The 16,633-nt window shown below is 44.8% G+C and carries 18 protein-coding genes and 1 pseudogene; 5 read left to right on the top strand and 14 right to left on the bottom strand.

The window, feature by feature from the left end; translation table 11 throughout:
* Positions 1-110: 110 nt before the first annotated feature.
* Both HYN51_RS02745 and HYN51_RS02740 read left to right on the top strand, forming a co-directional pair.
* Positions 111-368: a helix-turn-helix domain-containing protein gene (locus tag HYN51_RS02745; RefSeq protein WP_108902133.1), complete on the top strand. Its 258-nt coding sequence runs from the start codon at positions 111-113 to the stop codon at positions 366-368.
* Between the two features lie 26 nt (positions 369-394).
* A complete protein-coding gene (locus HYN51_RS02740; protein WP_108901439.1) occupies positions 395-937 on the top strand; it encodes an RNA 2'-phosphotransferase in 543 nt (180 codons plus the stop codon).
* A 62-nt stretch (positions 938-999) separates the two neighbouring features.
* Here the strand turns inward: HYN51_RS02740 and HYN51_RS02735 are convergent, their stop codons facing one another.
* Together HYN51_RS02735 and HYN51_RS02730 are read right to left on the bottom strand one after the other, a co-directional pair.
* The gene (locus HYN51_RS02735; protein ID WP_108901438.1) at positions 1,000-1,275 is read right to left on the bottom strand and encodes a contact-dependent growth inhibition system immunity protein; all 276 of its coding nucleotides are present in this window, start codon (positions 1,273-1,275) and stop codon (positions 1,000-1,002) included.
* Positions 1,276-1,551: 276 nt separating this feature from the next.
* A complete protein-coding gene (locus HYN51_RS02730; protein WP_108901437.1) occupies positions 1,552-2,130 on the bottom strand; it encodes an Ail/Lom family outer membrane beta-barrel protein in 579 nt (192 codons plus the stop codon).
* 279 nt (positions 2,131-2,409) lie between these two features.
* On the opposite strand from HYN51_RS02730, the pseudogene HYN51_RS16775 reads away from it, so the two are divergent.
* A pseudogene (locus HYN51_RS16775) lies at positions 2,410-2,490 on the top strand (integrase); the annotation flags it as partial.
* A 272-nt stretch (positions 2,491-2,762) separates the two neighbouring features.
* Here the strand turns inward: HYN51_RS16775 and cdiI (HYN51_RS02720) are convergent.
* The 3 genes from cdiI (HYN51_RS02720) to HYN51_RS16270 form a co-directional block, all read right to left on the bottom strand.
* Entirely contained in the window at positions 2,763-3,125 is a 363-nt protein-coding gene (gene cdiI / locus HYN51_RS02720) for a ribonuclease toxin immunity protein CdiI (RefSeq protein WP_108901435.1), read from the bottom strand.
* Positions 3,126-3,133: 8 nt separating this feature from the next.
* Positions 3,134-3,619 carry a hypothetical protein gene (locus HYN51_RS02715; protein WP_108901434.1) on the bottom strand — a complete coding sequence of 162 codons (486 nt, stop codon included), beginning with the start codon at positions 3,617-3,619 and terminating at the stop codon, positions 3,134-3,136.
* Positions 3,620-3,800: 181 nt separating this feature from the next.
* The gene (locus HYN51_RS16270) at positions 3,801-3,971 is read right to left on the bottom strand and encodes a hypothetical protein (RefSeq protein WP_157952964.1); all 171 of its coding nucleotides are present in this window, start codon (positions 3,969-3,971) and stop codon (positions 3,801-3,803) included.
* Between the two features lie 224 nt (positions 3,972-4,195).
* Here HYN51_RS16270 and HYN51_RS02710 point away from each other — a divergent pair, with 224 nt between their 5' ends.
* Positions 4,196-4,420: a SymE family type I addiction module toxin gene (locus HYN51_RS02710; protein ID WP_108901427.1), complete on the top strand. Its 225-nt coding sequence runs from the start codon at positions 4,196-4,198 to the stop codon at positions 4,418-4,420.
* Positions 4,421-4,468: 48 nt separating this feature from the next.
* Here the strand turns inward: HYN51_RS02710 and cdiI (HYN51_RS02705) are convergent, their stop codons facing one another.
* From cdiI (HYN51_RS02705) to HYN51_RS16265, 8 genes are all read right to left on the bottom strand, one after another.
* Positions 4,469-4,831: a ribonuclease toxin immunity protein CdiI gene (cdiI, locus tag HYN51_RS02705; protein ID WP_108901433.1), complete on the bottom strand. Its 363-nt coding sequence runs from the start codon at positions 4,829-4,831 to the stop codon at positions 4,469-4,471.
* A gap of 12 nt (positions 4,832-4,843) precedes the next feature.
* On the bottom strand, positions 4,844-6,793 hold the full coding sequence (locus HYN51_RS02700) for a VENN motif pre-toxin domain-containing protein (protein WP_108901432.1): 1,950 nt from the start codon (positions 6,791-6,793) through the stop codon (positions 4,844-4,846).
* A 283-nt stretch (positions 6,794-7,076) separates the two neighbouring features.
* Positions 7,077-7,628, bottom strand: coding sequence for a hypothetical protein (locus tag HYN51_RS02695; RefSeq protein ID WP_108901431.1), 552 nt, complete (start codon positions 7,626-7,628; stop codon positions 7,077-7,079).
* A 19-nt stretch (positions 7,629-7,647) separates the two neighbouring features.
* Positions 7,648-7,959, bottom strand: a complete 312-nt coding sequence (locus HYN51_RS02690) for a hypothetical protein (RefSeq protein ID WP_157952965.1) — start codon at positions 7,957-7,959, stop codon at positions 7,648-7,650.
* Positions 7,956-12,776 carry a hemagglutinin repeat-containing protein gene (locus HYN51_RS02685; protein WP_108901429.1) on the bottom strand — a complete coding sequence of 1,607 codons (4,821 nt, stop codon included), beginning with the start codon at positions 12,774-12,776 and terminating at the stop codon, positions 7,956-7,958. The genes HYN51_RS02690 and HYN51_RS02685 overlap by 4 nt, the downstream gene beginning before the upstream one ends.
* Before the next feature lie 170 nt (positions 12,777-12,946).
* Positions 12,947-13,417: a hypothetical protein gene (locus HYN51_RS02680; protein ID WP_108899878.1), complete on the bottom strand. Its 471-nt coding sequence runs from the start codon at positions 13,415-13,417 to the stop codon at positions 12,947-12,949.
* A 10-nt stretch (positions 13,418-13,427) separates the two neighbouring features.
* Positions 13,428-15,419 (bottom strand): VENN motif pre-toxin domain-containing protein, encoded by a 1,992-nt coding sequence (locus tag HYN51_RS02675; RefSeq protein WP_108901428.1) that lies wholly within the window; start codon positions 15,417-15,419, stop codon positions 13,428-13,430.
* Between the two features lie 181 nt (positions 15,420-15,600).
* Entirely contained in the window at positions 15,601-15,771 is a 171-nt protein-coding gene (locus tag HYN51_RS16265) for a hypothetical protein (RefSeq protein WP_157952964.1), read from the bottom strand.
* Positions 15,772-15,995: 224 nt separating this feature from the next.
* On the opposite strand from HYN51_RS16265, the gene HYN51_RS02670 reads away from it, so the two are divergent.
* Positions 15,996-16,220 (top strand): SymE family type I addiction module toxin, encoded by a 225-nt coding sequence (locus tag HYN51_RS02670; protein ID WP_108901427.1) that lies wholly within the window; start codon positions 15,996-15,998, stop codon positions 16,218-16,220.
* Positions 16,221-16,268: 48 nt separating this feature from the next.
* Here the strand turns inward: HYN51_RS02670 and cdiI (HYN51_RS02665) are convergent, their stop codons facing one another.
* Positions 16,269-16,628, bottom strand: a complete 360-nt coding sequence (gene cdiI / locus HYN51_RS02665; RefSeq protein WP_108901426.1) for a ribonuclease toxin immunity protein CdiI — start codon at positions 16,626-16,628, stop codon at positions 16,269-16,271.
* Positions 16,629-16,633 lie beyond the last annotated feature (5 nt).

The raw sequence follows: 16,633 nt of genomic DNA, 5'->3' as shown, positions 1-16,633 counted from the left end.
TGTCCTTTTTATCTGAAACAATTTACAGATTTTGTTCAGTTATTCTAAACAACCCGAATGTTAAGGGATGCTAAACATATCGTCAATGTGTTTAATTGATGGTTGATGTCATGCTCCCAAAACGCCTAAAGGCAGCCAGAAAAAAAGCTCATCTAACTCAAGAAAAACTGGGAGTCATGGCAGGGATTGATGAATCTACTGCTCGTTCACGGGTTTCTCAGTATGAAAGTGGAACTTACCGCCCGCCATTTGAAATGATGTGCGCTATTGCAAAAGTGCTTAACGTACCAGAGTGTTATTTCTATACCATCGATGATGAATTTGCCGAGTCGATTTTGGCATTATATGAAGCAAAACAAATGGGTTGAAACGGGAATTTTGGGATAAAGAATAGATGGATAAGCAACACGCAGGAATCAGTAAGTTTTTAAGTTACGTTTTACGCCATCAGCCAGAGGCTATCGGATTAACGCTGGATAGTGAAGGATGGGCTGACATCAATACTTTGATTGCCTGTGCCGCTAAAGACAGTCAACATCTCGATCTGACGTTGATTCAATCAGTGGTTGAAACCAGCGATAAAAAACGATTTGCCATTTCAGAAGACGGCCTGCGTATTCGGGCGGTTCAGGGGCACTCATCATCACAAGTTGATATCCGCTATGAAGAGAAAGTCCCGCCTGAGTTTTTATATCATGGGACGGCAACCCGTTTTCTGGATGCTATTCGTGAGCAGGGACTGGTTGCGGGGTCACGTCAGTATGTGCATCTGTCTGCGGATGAAGCTACGGCAGTGGCCGTCGGGCAACGTCACGGTAAACCTGTAGTGCTGAAAATTAGAGCACTGGAAATGTACCAGCAGGGGTTGGTGTTTCATCGGGCGGAGAATGGGGTTTGGTTGAGTGGTGGGATTCCGGCAAGGTTTATTGAGGATTGAGGTGGGAATTAATGTCTGAAGCCTAAAGGGAGAGCCCAGTCGAGATTTGGATCTTTTGGGTTTCAATTTAGGAGCTGTAATAATCTCGCCAGCCATTCTCTGATAGTTAATCCGCCATACTCAGGATTATAGTACCCATCATTTTCAATAATAAATTCTCGTGTTAATTCTTGATTACTTGCTAATAGACTATTTAGCTCCTCTTTCAACTCATTAATAGTCTGCTGAGTTTCTGCTTTTTTAAAATGCATGATGATTTCATCATCATTTTGAGCCTCACATCGCCAATCCTGATGGAAATATGCACTTAGTAAATAATTTATATTTTCTGTTTTCATTATTATTTTTTCTTTTTTGCTTTGGAGGAATCGATAGTTTTATCTTCTTTATTTCCTCAATCTGACTTACAGATGGACAGCGCAACAACCCTTTTTCCGCATTTGCTATCAGAGGGCTTCAAACTTAACTGAGTCAAACTAACCCGGTAAATTTGAAGCCCTTCAAAGTAAATTGTATATTATTAAATTCATGCAGCTAACCCGAATGATTAGGCCACCAATTTCTAAAATACCTAATCATGCATTATTTAAAATATAACTTTTAACCTATAAATTTTAGAATTTATAACCAACGCCTACATTAAATCCATTAATTCCATGACTACCCGACAGATCCAGTGTTGAACCTTCATAGCCTACGTTGAAAGATAAATAATCTGTTGGATTAATGATTACGCCAGTACCGTAAGCAAACGCTGTTGAATTTTTAGATAGACTTCCCTTACTGTGCCCATCATCTTCATCAGCCCCTACACTATTATACCATTCATAAGAACCATCGGATTTAGTATAAGAAGCCCCAACAACACCATATAAACTGATATAAGAATTCAAACGATAAGCAGGCCCTACCAATAAAGAATAATACTTTATATCAAGGTTATTTTTATATAAATCGCCAGCATAGTCATGATATGAGTTACTGTCGCTACCGCTCATATAAGTAAATGAGCTGACTAAACTAACCGGAGAATCCCACTCATACCGATATTGCAGGTTAAAACCATTAATATTTTTATAATCCTGCACTTTACTTTGAGCATAACCAGCAGATACCGTTTGTGAGTCCGCTGAAGCTACATTAGTCAAAACTAAGCCACAGCCAACAAGACAACCCATAAGAATTTTATTCATGACGTTCCTTTAATATTAAATTTCAATTAATCCATAAATTAGAAATAGCTATTCTAAAAAACCAGAACGAGGTAATTAATATTAAATTAACTTCCATGTCAAACAATAAGTTATCAAAAAAGTAGAGCCCACGATCATAGGCATAATTGTTTCTGACGTTAAAACTAAATTCCCAGCCAGTTTGTGAACCGGTCGGGATTGCAGACATTAGCTAAACCGTCATTTCATAGAGTGTATCGGGTGGCCCTTGATACTCCTCAAAATCAGAATAAATATGATCTGTCCTTGAATAACTTAACACCGGAAGAATATCGGCTGATGGCTGAAAACCCAGAAATCTCAAAAAATATGTGGTACTAAAATGGGTGTGCTTACATGGTAACTGAACGTCAAAGAGCGGGTATCGGGGTAACGCTTTTATCGGGTGGGATTTTCTATATTTAGCTTGGGGAATTTTATATAGATGGGTGTGAAATAGATAAATAAGCAATCGTCCGGATTTGTTAGGGTTTACCCCCGAGCAGGCGGTGACCGTGACCACTGAGCGGGGGCGGATGGTGATTGAGGCGGATATTACTAGCAGACGGTTAAAACAAAGCTCCCGACCAAAATATATAGTCGGGAGCTTTTTATTACGGCATTTTAGCCAGTAGAGTATTAACTTTTTCGATATCTTCCGGATGTAGCTGGAGATATTTTTCACAAGCTAGTCTGACATATTTATAGCAGGTCTCTTCACTTACTATAACTATCTCGTCTTCTTCTGGTGGATAACCAATAGCAAATTCAACACCTTCAAAGTGTTCCTCTTCATCATAACTATCCATATCAGGAAAGTGACAATACGCGCCATCAGTATTCAGTGCACCTTTTTGAGATAATAGCTCGATTGCTCTTAAAAAATCACCATCGCTATACATACGATCAAAATAAGATACAACGATCAAATTTAATCCTGAATCAACATCATATTGGCTAAATAGCTCTTTTCTCATATTAGACCTCAATTAGGATGAAAGCTTCTTACTGTCCCTGTAGCTTTATCCACATATATCTTTTCATTGGCAATCTTAAACTCAGCCTGATACACCACGTCATAGGTGGCTTTGTTTAAATCTTCTTGCGTTGGATTCTCGTTGCCACTGTTCTTCAGATTTTCTCGCGCCTGCGCGATGATAGCCGGGTCATTTGCCGCTGAGTCTTTCTGAGCATCCGCCTTAGCATGTGCCTCATCCTGCGCCGCCTTCACCCCAATATTGGTCGCAATGGTCGTCACCTGCGACACTATCTGCCCCGCCAGACCTATCGCTTCCAGATTACGCATCTGCTCATCGGCATCAAAAATCTTATCCAGCGGATTGGCTGCGTTAGCCGTGTCATTGCTGAGTTTCGCAATATCCTGCTGCTGATTGCTCTGGTCACGAATGGTCAACGTACCATCCGCTATCGCCGCATGGGTCGTGCTACTGGCGCTGTCACCATAGTCCACATTTAATTTTTATAGTTAAAGTCGATGTGTGAGTCGCAAAGCAGGTAAAGCAAAGGAACTACAAAATAACACCCGACCTTTTTGATAAGGTGCCATTAGGTATACAAACATTAAGGCTTTTAGTTTACAAAAGTGATACTTAGCCCTCCAACATTAAGCTCAAATTAAATTACAGGCTCGTTCAACCTTTTGGCTCAATACCTCTTGATTGAAGCTCTTTACGTAAAATTCGCTTTATCCATGTTGCCAGTGATGTATCACCGTCTTTTTTCATTTCAGCTTCAAGTTGATCGCGAAACTCTGCACTCAGGCGCATAGGGAATTGAGGAGAACGCTTATCCGGTATTGACAATGTATATACCCATAATGATAATAGAAATGGTATATACCAGTGTATATTCAGAAAGTAGCAAAAACAATAATGTACAAATACCCAGATATACGTCTGGATACTGCATTAATAGATTTACTAACAGAAGTATTAGTTAGACAAAAATAGAGCACGGTTGAAGTGAGTTCACAGCTCACTACAACCGCTAACCACAAGCAACTTGGACAGAGATGAGGTCAGTTACTATGGCTAAAAGCGATTGTAAATCAAAACAGACGGTTAAAGCAAAACTACCACAACCCCGTCATTACACCGTGGGATATGTCCCCAATGGCGGTAAGACTCAACCCAGCCCACAACTTAAAATCAGCGGTAAATGGCTGGAAGCATTAGGATTTACCCCCGGGCAGGCGGTGACCGTGACCACTGAGCGGGGGCGGATGGTGATTGAGGCAGATATTACTAGCTGACGGTTAAAACAAAGCTCCCGACCAAAATATATAGTCGGGAGCTTTTTATTACGGCATTTTAGCCAGTAGAGTATTAACTTTTTCAGTATCTTTCGGATGTAGCTGGAGATATTTTTCACAGGCCAGTCTGACATATTTATAGCAGATCTCTTCACTTACTATAACTATATCGTCTTCCTCTGGTGGATAGCCATAAGCAAACTCGACGCCATCGAAATGATCTTCTTCATCATAACTATCCATATCAGGGAAATTACAATATGCACCATCAACATTTAATGTCCATCTCCTAGTTAATAGTTCTATTGCTTCTAGAAATTTGTCATCATTATACATTCTGTCAAAATAAGATTTCACAATCCAATATGGATCTGTATCACTGTATGGCTGTCCAAATAACTCTTTATTCATCTGAAATCATTCCTATTTAGGATGGAAGTTAGTAACTTTACCTGTCTTCTTATCCAGATATACCCTGAATGTAATACCGCCTGCTTTAGCATCATACGCTTGTTGTCCCTTGGACCTAGCATTTTTATAACCACTGGCGGCTGCTTGTTTTCCTAGTTCTAATATTGTCTGATCTGAATAAATATTAGGATCATAAATAGTTTTCGTTTCAACTTTGGCTTTATAACCAGTAATTTCACCTGTTTGGGGATGTTTAGCTGGTACTTGATATTTGACTTCAGAGATTCCAGGAGCAATAGTACGTGTTCCTGGAAGAATTTTTACATTATATTGATTCACAACCTCATAAAAAGCTATTGCGTTATGTGCCCCGCCGATACCGCTTTTTTGTGTAAAACCATCTAAAGTTGCCAGATGTTCAGCTTGGTTAGCACGAAAAACAAGGCTATCAGGAGAAATAGCATTTACCTTCATCCCGTATGCCACACTACCAGAGAAAGTCGTAAGTCCTAACCCAATATCCCAAGCCCCTGCACCATAATGACCATCAGAGAGTTCTCCAACACCATACCCCACCTGATAAGCTCCACCGGCTTCCAGTGCATAACGTGCTATGGCCCCCGTTTTCCCCGGTGCTCCCGATAATCCCAAAAGTACGTCATTACCTATTTTTGCCAGACTATTGGTAGAGCCTGCTCTTGCCAAATAACGGTATGCTTCATTATAAGCCCCAACATCTGTTGGCGGTGCAAAGAATGAATTACCCGTCAGGATACTTTGTATTGCCGCCGCTGCCTGCTCTTTTGTATAACCGTAATTGAGCTGAAGATCTAATCCATACTCATTTAATGAACCTGCCAACGATTGCCTTTCACTTTCCGTCAGTTCCTGACCTTGCTGGAGCTTGTGTACCAAACCATTGGTATACTTGTCTTCATCCATCAGTTGCACAATATCAGTGGAGGCCTTAACTAGGTTTTCACCGGCCTTTTGCTCCTCAAGTGCTTTTGTCAGCGCATCTGATTTTGATGGGCTAAGGTAATTATTAACAGAAGAATTATACGCAGCCGCCGCAGCCGTTCCCGCATCTGCGGTATTATCAGCCACTAAACCAGCCGCCACGCCGGTGGCGATTGAGGTCATATTAGCAATAAACTGACGTTCGGCTTCGGTCAGGTCATCAGTCTTCTTATGATACAGATCTTCCGCTATCGTCTTCGCTATCAGCTCACCGCTGGCCGCACCTAACGCACCAGACAGGCCATTATTACCCGAACCCTCAGCTACCGCCAGACCAACAATCGCATGACCTATCACTTTCGCGAACAGGTTCGCATTGTTCGGATGTTCCTCGTCTATCGGGAAATTCGTATCCGCCAGTTTCTTCACGCCCTGAGCCAGTAACGGGGCCGAAGCCGCCGCGGCGGCGTTCCCCGCACTACCACCGCCTATCGCTACCGTCAGCGCTGCACCGGCTGCCTGTATCGCTCGGCCAACATTGCTGCCGGTGCCGTAGAACTCCATTTCCTTTTCGTAGAATTTGTCATAAGAAGCCTGATAGATAACCGCGTAGGTCGCTTTGTTTAAATCTTCCTGCGTTGGGTTCTCATTACCGGCTTTAGCTAAATCCGCTCTCGCCTGTGCAACGATGGCCGGGTCTTTAGAAGCGGCATCCTTATTGGCATCTGCTTCGGCACGGGCTTGATCCTGTGCGTTCATCACCCCAATATTGGTCGCAATGGTTGTCACCTGCGACACTATCTGCCCCGCCAGACCTATCGCTTCCAGATTTCGCATCTGCTCATCGGCATCAAAAATCTTATCCCGCGGATTGGCGGCATTCTCCGTATCGTGACTAATACGGCTGATGTCTTGTTTTTGCTGGTCGGTGTCACAAATGGTCAACGTGCCATCCGCTATCGCCGCATGGGTCGTGCTACTGGCGCTGTCACCATAGGCCACAACAAACAGTTAAAGTAAAACAACTACAACCTGGTAATTACACCATGGAATATGCTCCCAATGGCGGTAAAACTCGGACAAGTTCACAGCTTAAAATCAGCGGTAACTAGCTATAAAAATTGTGGGATTAAGACCGGACAAGTGGCGACAGTTACTAATGAGCGGGAAGGATGGCGATCGGAGTAGTGGTTAATCTTTGATACTTAAAAAATAAATGTCCTAGTTAATAACCAGGACATTAAAAATATGATTTTAATTCATACATATTATTTAAAAGTCGAAATTAAAAATCTTCATCTGTAGATTGAAAAACGCGCCCAACATAGAACTTTTCACCAGTCTCGCTATCTTGGTAAACATCAACTCCGTTTTCCTGAGTTATCAATTTAAGATTTGTCGGCACCTTTCCATTTTCAATAAATATCATTCTTGCACTTAAAGATTTTTCAAATACCCATCCGTTTGGAACCACAACTTTTTGAGCTTCATTAACACTTGTTGAACATATAGAAATGGGTTTATTTGAATCATTGTTCCAATAACTCTGCCCAAACACGACCCAATCACAAGGCGCACATAATCCAGCTCTTTGATCAACAACAACTAAGTCGATAGCTGCTTTTGAATTAAGATAGACCAAACCTCGTTGCTCCAAATGACTAACATATTTTTGTACGTCATCTGGTGTCATAAATGTTACACAGGCTAGTTTTCCATCTGCTCGTAAAGAACCATTAGGTACTTCACTGGCAAAGGCATTAACTCCCCCGTAGTAAGCTTTAACGATTTGCTCACAACGGATGACTACTGATATACCTTCAATAAGTACAGCCATATATTATCTTCAATTAGATTTAATTTTTAGACCGCCACAATGATGCTCGCCATTTCATAAAAGCATGAGGATCAGGATCCGCTTTTAATACCAGATAATAATAAATTCTTAACGCCATTCCACGAGCACTTTCATGGAAAAAGAAATCATCATCTTGTACAGGCACATTGATACTATCACATGACTCTGCATCTCTAAAAAATTCATAATATTCATGAACTAAATTTGACGCCATAACTTCAGAATATCCAAAGTTATCTTGTAATAAGAAGACTACTTTGTCAAAAAATATATTTGTGTCATCATCCGTAGGTAACATTGGCTTCATCATTTGTCCTTATTCATATAAATATTAAAAAGATCAACAGCTTTTTCTGTATGAATACTAGTTTGTGGAAGTCGATTATCCCATGGTATCGCCCCCCCTTTAGATTCACGTCGAAATAATGGCCCAGTAACTAAATCATAAGGTTTTCCAGCGTGCAAAAGCTCATCTGGGCCATTTTCTTTATGAAATCTCACAAAGTCTTGCCATGTTTCATTTGCAGATTTGAACTCAAGCGCAGATAACGTTTTTATTTCCTGAATTGGTACATTAAATTCAACAACATCATATACTCCTGCGCCCTTGAAAATTCTCCCCGCAGACATCAATGCTTCTTCTTTTGAAGTAGTCATATAAAAACCTCTACCAAAATCGGCCTGAGGATTACCAGCAGAAAGATTAATTCCGTTTGTTTTAATTAGTGAAGCATTTTCGCTACTAGCACCATGGTAAAAAGTGACAATCTCATTACCTTTTTCTTCTATTACCGGAGTCTTACCATAAGGCAATGAATTACCATCATACTTACCACCGGGATACTCAACATCAACAATTTTCCCGTTTGATTTCGGACTAAACGCGCCCTCACCTGAAGACCAGTTATAAGAAGTTTTTGACGCACTTTTTGCTGCATTAGCCTGTGATACTGCCCCTTCTGCCGCCAGATACGAATGTGCGGCTTGTAGGTTATCTTTCAGCGCCAAAGACGCAACAAGAATATCCATACCTTGCTTGGTATCGGCATAACCCCGTGCTGTCTCGTAATCTACGCCCGTTACCGCCATAAAGTAACGAGCCAGACCATCGGTAACTTGCTCTTTATGCTCGGCATCTACCGTCGTGCTATTTAACAGGCTAACAATTTGACCATAAGCGTCAGCATACTGTTTTTTGGCCTGAGAGTTATACGAACCCGTTTCATAGCTATCCCTCGCTGCTGCCGCATCCTGTCTGGCACTAGCACAACCTGCACTTCCCGCCTGACCATTACCACAGGCATCTATTACGGCCTGATCGCTGGAAATATCTTTCTCCATCAACTGGTCGTAATCCTGACGTGCTTTTTCACGCACTAAAGGATCCGGGTCGTTAAGTTTCTGCTTCGCTAAATCAAGATCGGTCTTTTCCGACTGGCTAAGGTAGTTGTTAGTAGCAGAATTATACGCCGCACTAGCCGCCATCCCCGCATCTGCCGTATTATCCGCCACTAAACCAGCCGCCACGCCGGTGGCGATTGAGGTCATATTGGCAATAAATTGACGCTGGGCTTCTGTCAGTTTTTCCGGATCGGTTTTGTAATATTCTTCCGCTATCGTCTTCGCTATCAGCTCTCCGCTGGCGGCTCCTAACGCACCCGCCATACCGCTATTGCCCGAACCTTCCGCAACCGCCAGACCGACGATGGCATGACCGATAACTTTGGCAAACAGATTAGCGTTATCCGGATGTTCTTTATCCACTGGGAAATTGTCATCCGCCAACCGTTTCACGCCCTGAGCTAAGAGCGGCGCAGAAGCCGCAGCCACCGCATTCCCTGCACTACCACCGCCCATCGCTACCGTCAGTGCCGCACCGGCTGCCTGTATCGCTCGGCCAACATTGCTGCCGGTACCGTAAGTCTTCATTTGCTCTTCATAGGCCGCCTGGTACACCACATCGTAGGTAGCTTTATTCAACTGCTCCTGCGTTGGGTTTTCGATATCCTGCTTCGCTAAATTCTCTCTGGCCTGTGCCTGAATAGCGGGGTCTTTCGATGCCGCCTCCATGCTGGCCTTCGCCTCATCCTGCGCCGCCTTCACCCCAATATTGGTCGCAATAGTCGTCACCTGCGACACTATCTGCCCCGCCAGACCTATCGCTTCCAGATTACGCATCTGCTCATCGGCATCAAAAATCTTATCCAGCGGATTGGCGGCATTCTCCGTATCGTGACTGATACGGCTGATGTCCTGCTGCTGATTGTTTTGGTCACGAATGGTCAACGTGCCGTCCGCTATCGCCGCATGAGTCGTGCTACTGGCGCTGTCACCATAGGCCACCACGATAGGTGTACCCGGTACGCCCGGGAATCCAAACGGTGCGCCACCGCCCGAGCCGATACTCATCGACACATGGCTGACGTCATAATCCGCTCGGTTCTTGATATCGCTCCAACCCAACGTGCCGGTGTCCAGATTGTTCAGTTCTGGCGTGGCTTCCGAGGCAATCACCGCCCCGTCTAACTGGGTGTGCTTACCGACGGTAATGTCATAACCGCCTTGACCCGCGTAAATCCCGCTCTGTTCAGTCACGCTGGCCCACGTGCTGTCCATCTTGTCCATGGTGAAGCCCAGACTGCCGTCGAAACCGGTGCCGTAGCTGCCGGCAATATTCAGTGAGTATTGCTCGTAGCTGTAATCGTCGGTGTCCTGCAATGAACGAACGGTCAGGTCACGACCCACGTCCATCGTGACGGAATCCCCTTTCGCCAGTGCACCAATCAAATTGGTATCCCGACCGCTGATGATGGTCAGGTTATTACCGGCCTCAAGCTGACTCTCCGTCCAGTACAGGCCGTCTGCATGCATATTCCCCTGGGAAAAGTTGGCATCGGCAAAGAAGCGCAGGCCGTTTTTACCCCCGCCAATACCAAAACTGACCCCGGCGTTACCGCCGTAGCTCTTGTTCTCACTGTCGGTTTTCTGGGTGTTCGCCGCCGCCAGCAGGTTAACGTCCCGGTTGGCGTCAAGCAGCATATTATTCCCCGCATTGATGGCGGAGCCTTTAAGGGTGATATCGCCATCCACCCCTTTCTCACCGTTACCGGTGGCGGTAATCGATAGATTATTCCCCGCCGCCATGGTCGAACCCTGCGCCGCCCGTATCTTGGTGTCGGTGGTGGATTCAGTACGCTGAGCACCGCCCGAAATACTGATACCCACAAACCCTTCGCTGTCTTTGGGCAAGTCCATCATCCCGGCCTGTACGGCCTGCACCGCCGACAGCGCCGCTTTAATTTCCTGTAGCGCCTTGATTTTGCTGTCGTGAGTTTCCTGCGCCTGTTTCGCTTCGGTCACCGCCGCATTCAGTGCACCACCCACCGCACCAGACAGCGCAACGGTCACGCCCGACTGGGTACGTTCGTACTTGTCCTGAATGTGGGTCTGGTTTTCCACTGACTCAACGGTGACGTTTTTACCCGTCAGGCTGATGTCTTGCTGGGCGACAACGTCTGAGCCTTTGACCGCGAGATTATTTCCTGCGCTCAGACTGACACTACCGTTAGTGCTGCCAATGGTACTCCCTACATTACTGATACCGTGGACAGTATTGGTGGATTTTTCATCTATCTTACCAACGGTAAAGCCAATGCCCCCACTGCCCATCAGGCCGGACTTAGTTTCACGCTCCATCCGCCGTTCATCACTGGTCTCCTGTGCACTGGTGATGGTCAGGTTATTACCCGCTTTCAGCGTCAGGTCATTGGTGGCAATCACTTCACTTCCGTGAACCAACAGGTTATTACCGGCATTCATCACTACACTGTTACCGTCAAAGCGACTGCTTTCAGCATACTGATAATCCAGCTTACTGTGCGACTCATTGGTGACTTTAGTCATACCACCACCACCTTTGCCACTGGATTTAGTATGCTCGTCCAGATGCGCTGATGACTGACCTGCCATAATATTAATATCGTTTCCGGCAACAACCGCCAGTTGACCGCCTGACTCTACCTGAGATGCTCTGGCATTGACGTCATTTTTCGCCGCCAGTGTGATATTGCCACCACCGGTAATTTGGGTCCCGACATCCTGTGAACTTCCCTCGTGACGATAGTTATCCTTATCCCAGACATAACTGCGCTGCTTCTCTTCCGTCACGGTATTCAGATTCAGATTATGACCCGCCTCGATGGTCGTATCACTGTTCTGACCGGCGTTGCTCAGCAGCGCCGCCGTCAGATTAATATCGTGACCCGCCGAAAGCTGTAATGTGCCGTTGTCGTTATTAACCGCAAGGGCCGCCACCTGATTGATAGCCGTATGGGAAGAGCCATTGCGACCCGCCTTTTCTCCCTGCGTGGTGGTGGTGATGAGGTTAATATCATGCCCGGCCTGAAGCCTCAGGCTGTCAAAGCCCTGCATCAACCCACCGATATTATTAATATCGTTATTCGCCAGCAACATCACATTATTGCCGCTGATGCTACCGCCCTGATTTTGAATATTCTGCGCCAGCACATTCAGCTTATCCCCCGCCAGAATGCGCCCCTGATTGACCAAATCACCGGTCAGTTGCAAATTGACCTGCTTACCGGCCAAAAGCGCACCGCTGCCGTCAATATCCTGCGGCCTAATCATGGCATACACCTGCGGCACCAGAACCGTTTGGATACTGCCATCCGGTAAGGTCACGTCACGGCTGACCAGCCAGACGATGTCTGAAGTCAGGTTAGCCATCTGCTCTGGCGTCAGCGCGATACCTAATGACAGATGATACTTCTGAGCAAACTCCACGCCGCTGTTCATCAGCGCCATATATTGCTCTTCGTCATTGGCGTAGCCGTTTAAAAAGCGCTGTCCGGTTAGGTTAATTATCTGGTCGCTAATCAGCCGCTGCTCATAGTAACCATCCCCCAGACGTTTGTGCATATTGTTCGGGTCAGCCTGTAAGCGGCTGGTCATATAGTCCGAACCCAGCCAGCGCTTAAGTTGGGTATATTGAGGGTCGGTTTCGATTAAATAGCGACTACCTACCGCCGGATTGATTTTATACAGACTGGCATTGGGTAATATCAGATTCAGGCTCGGTGGATGGGTCACCACGCTGACGTCCTTCATACCGTTCTCACCCGGCAGTTGAATGTTTACCCGTTCAGTACTGTAACTGAACGTCAAAGAGCGGGTATCGGGGTAACGCTTTTATCGGGTGGGATTTTCTATATTTAGCTTGGGGAATTTTATATATATTCCCGGTCAGTTTGTGAACTGACCGGGATTGCAGACATTAGCTAAACCGTAATTTCGTAGAGTGTATCGGTTGGCCCTTGATGCTCCTCAAAATCAGAATAAATAACATCATACAAATCAGATAGTTTTATCTTCTTTATTGTCTCAATCTGGTTGCAATCAGTCAGCGCTACAACCATCTTCTTTGCGTTCGTTATTTTAATCATATCCACGAATGTATCTAGAAGTATAGTGAGTCTATCTTTTCCTCCAAACGGGAAACCAGTATTCGATGAAATTGGATCATATTCATAATAATCAATTAAATATGTAGCATTAGGGTATCCTGGTCGATCCCCAATTGAAAACATAAATGCATCATCTACAGGTAACATATCTAAAGGAAAATTATACAATTCATCTTTACGAATCTTATAGATTCCGATCTCTCTCTGAGAGATATAATGTTCCAATATATCTTTAACCTCTCTGGTAAGAGCCGGGGTAATATAACCACTAACATCATTCGACATAATTATATCTCTAGTTTTCAGGTATCCACGGACCTACAGCCTTACCATTACTATCTATTAAGCGATACTGTCTGGTATCAACAAAACCTCGTTCGCTGTAAGTTATAGTATGTTCATGAGGAGGAACGCTCCCATCAGTATTATAGCCTAACTGACCATGTGTTTTCTGTTGTCCATAATCCTCTCTAGAAAAAGTTCTTCCCTTATCATCATAATACGTAATACTTTTTGTCCCATCAGCTCGTGACACTTCATATACTGAATTTGGTATATAATTTTGAGGGGCTTTCCGTGAAGGCACAATAGTATGTTCGGTCGGAGTCAGACTCTGAATATATTGTTCTTTGCTAGTATAACTCCCCCAACTTTCCGTCGGACCAGCAAGTTTCTCTCCTGCTGTGCTGTCAGCTGTCTTTGATCCTGTCGATGTATTTTTACCATAAGGCAACGAATTACCATCATACTTACCACCGGGATACTCAACATCAACAATTTTCCCGTTTGATTTCGGACTAAACGCGCCCTCACCTGAAGACCAGTTATAAGAAGTTTTTGACGCACTTTTTGCTGCATTAGCCTGTGATACTGCCCCTTCTGCCGCCAGATACGAATGTGCGGCTTGTAGGTTATCTTTCAGCGCCAAAGACGCAACAAGAATATCCATACCTTGTTTGGTATCGGCATAACCCCGAGCTGTCTCGTAATCTACGCCCGTTACCGCCATAAAGTAACGAGCCAGACCATCGGTAACTTGCTCTTTATGCTCGGCATCTACCGTCGTGCTATTTAACAGGCTAACAATTTGACCATAAGCGTCAGCATACTGTTTTTTGGCCTGAGAGTTATACGAACCCGTTTCATAGCTATCCTTCGCTGCCGCCGCATCCTGTCTGGCACTGGCACAACCTGCACTTCCCGCCTGACCATTACCACAGGCATCTATTACGGCCTGATCGCTGGAAATATCTTTCTCCATCAACTGGTCGTAATCCTGACGTGCTTTTTCACGCACTAAAGGATCCGGGTCGTTAAGTTTCTGCTTCGCTAAATCAAGATCGGTCTTTTCCGGCTGGCTAAGGTAGTTGTTAGTAGCAGAATTATACGCTGCACTAGCCGCCGTTCCCGCATCCGCCGTATTATCAGCCACTAAACCAGCCGCTACACCGGTGGCGATTGAGGTCATATTGGCAATAAATTGACGCTGGGCTTCTGTCAGTTTTTCCGGATCGGTTTTGTAATATTCTTCCGCTATCGTCTTCGCTATCAGCTCTCCGCTGGCGGCTCCTAACGCACCCGCCATACCGCTATTGCCCGAACCTTCCGCAACCGCCAGACCGACGATGGCATGACCGATAACTTTGGCAAACAGATTAGCGTTATCCGGATGCTCTTTATCCACCGGGAAATTCGTATCCGCCAGTCTCTTCACGCCCTGAGCCAGTAACGGGGCCGAAGCCGCCGCGGCGGCGTTCCCCGCACTACCACCGCCCATCGCTACCGTCAGCGCTGCACCGGCTGCCTGTATCGCTCGGCCAACATTGCTGCCGGTGCCGTAGAACTCCATTTCCTTTTCGTAGAATTTGTCATAAGAAGCCTGATAGATAACCGCGTAGGTCGCTTTGTTTAAATCTTCCTGCGTTGGGTTCTCATTACCGGCTTTAGCTAAATCAGCTCTCGCCTGCGCGATGATAGCCGGGTCTTTAGACGCGGCATCCTTATTGGCATCTGCTTCGGCACGGGCTTGGTCCTGTGCGTTCATCACCCCAATATTGGTCGCAATGGTCGTCACCTGCGAAACAATCTGCCCCGCCAGACCAATTGCCTCCAGATTACGCATCTGCTCATCGGCATCAAAAATCTTATCCAGCGGATTGGCTGCGTTAGCCGTGTCATTGCTGAGCTTGGCAATATCCTGCTGCTGATTGTTTTGGTCACGAATGGTCAACGTGCCGTCCGCTATCGCCGCATGGGTCGTGCTACTGGCGCTGTCACCATAGGCCACATTTAATTTTTATAGTTAAAGTCGATGTGTGAGTCGCAAAGCAGGTAAAGCAAAGGAACTACAAAATAACACCCGACCTTTTTGATAAGGTGCCATTAGGTATACAAACATTAAGGCTTTTAGTTTACAAAAGTGATACTTAGCCCTCCAACATTAAGCTCAAATTAAATTACAGGCTCGTTCAACCTTTTGGCTCAATACCTCTTGATTGAAGCTCTTTACGTAAAATTCGCTTTATCCATGTTGCCAGTGATGTATCACCGTCTTTTTTCATTTCAGCTTCAAGTTGATCGCGAAACTCTGCACTCAGGCGCATAGGGAATTGAGGAGAACGCTTATCCGGTATTGACAATGTATATACCCATAATGATAATAGAAATGGTATATACCAGTGTATATTCAGAAAGTAGCAAAAACAATAATGTACAAATACCCAGATATACGTCTGGATACTGCATTAATAGATTTACTAACAGAAGTATTAGTTAGACAAAAATAGAGCACGGTTGAAGTGAGTTCACAGCTCACAACAACCGCTAACCACAAGCAACTTGGACAGAGATGAGGTCAGTTACTATGGCTAAAAGCGATTGTAAATCAAAACAGACGGTTAAAGCAAAACTACCACAACCCCGTCATTACACCGTGGGATATGTCCCCAATGGCGGTAAGACTCAACCCAGCCCACAACTTAAAATCAGCGGTAAATGGCTGGAAGCATTAGGATTTACCCCCGGGCAGGCGGTGACCGTGACCACTGAGCGGGGGCGGATGGTGATTGAGGCGGATATTACTAGCTGACGGTTAAAACAAAGCTCCCGACCAAAATATATAGTCGGGAGCTTTTTATTACGGCATTTTAGCCAGTAGAGTATTAACTTTTTCAGTATCTTTCGGATGTAGCTGGAGATATTTTTCACAAGCCAGCCTGACATATTTATAGCAGATCTCTTCACTTACTATAACTATATCGTCTTCCTCTGGTGGATAACCAACAGCAAATTCAACACCTTCAAAGTGTTCCTCTTCATCATAACTATCCATATCAGGAAAGTGACAATACGCGCCATCAGTATTCAGTGCACCTTTTTGAGATAATAGCTCGATTGCTCTTAAAAAATCACCATCGCTATACATAATGTCAAAATAAGTTGTAATAATGCTATTCAAACCAGAGTTAATATCAGACAAAGTAAATAAAGTTTTCATAAGTA

Source organism: Limnobaculum parvum, from assembly GCF_003096015.2.
Classification (GTDB): domain Bacteria; phylum Pseudomonadota; class Gammaproteobacteria; order Enterobacterales; family Enterobacteriaceae; genus Limnobaculum; species Limnobaculum parvum.
This window is presented reverse-complemented; position numbering and strand designations above follow the sequence as displayed.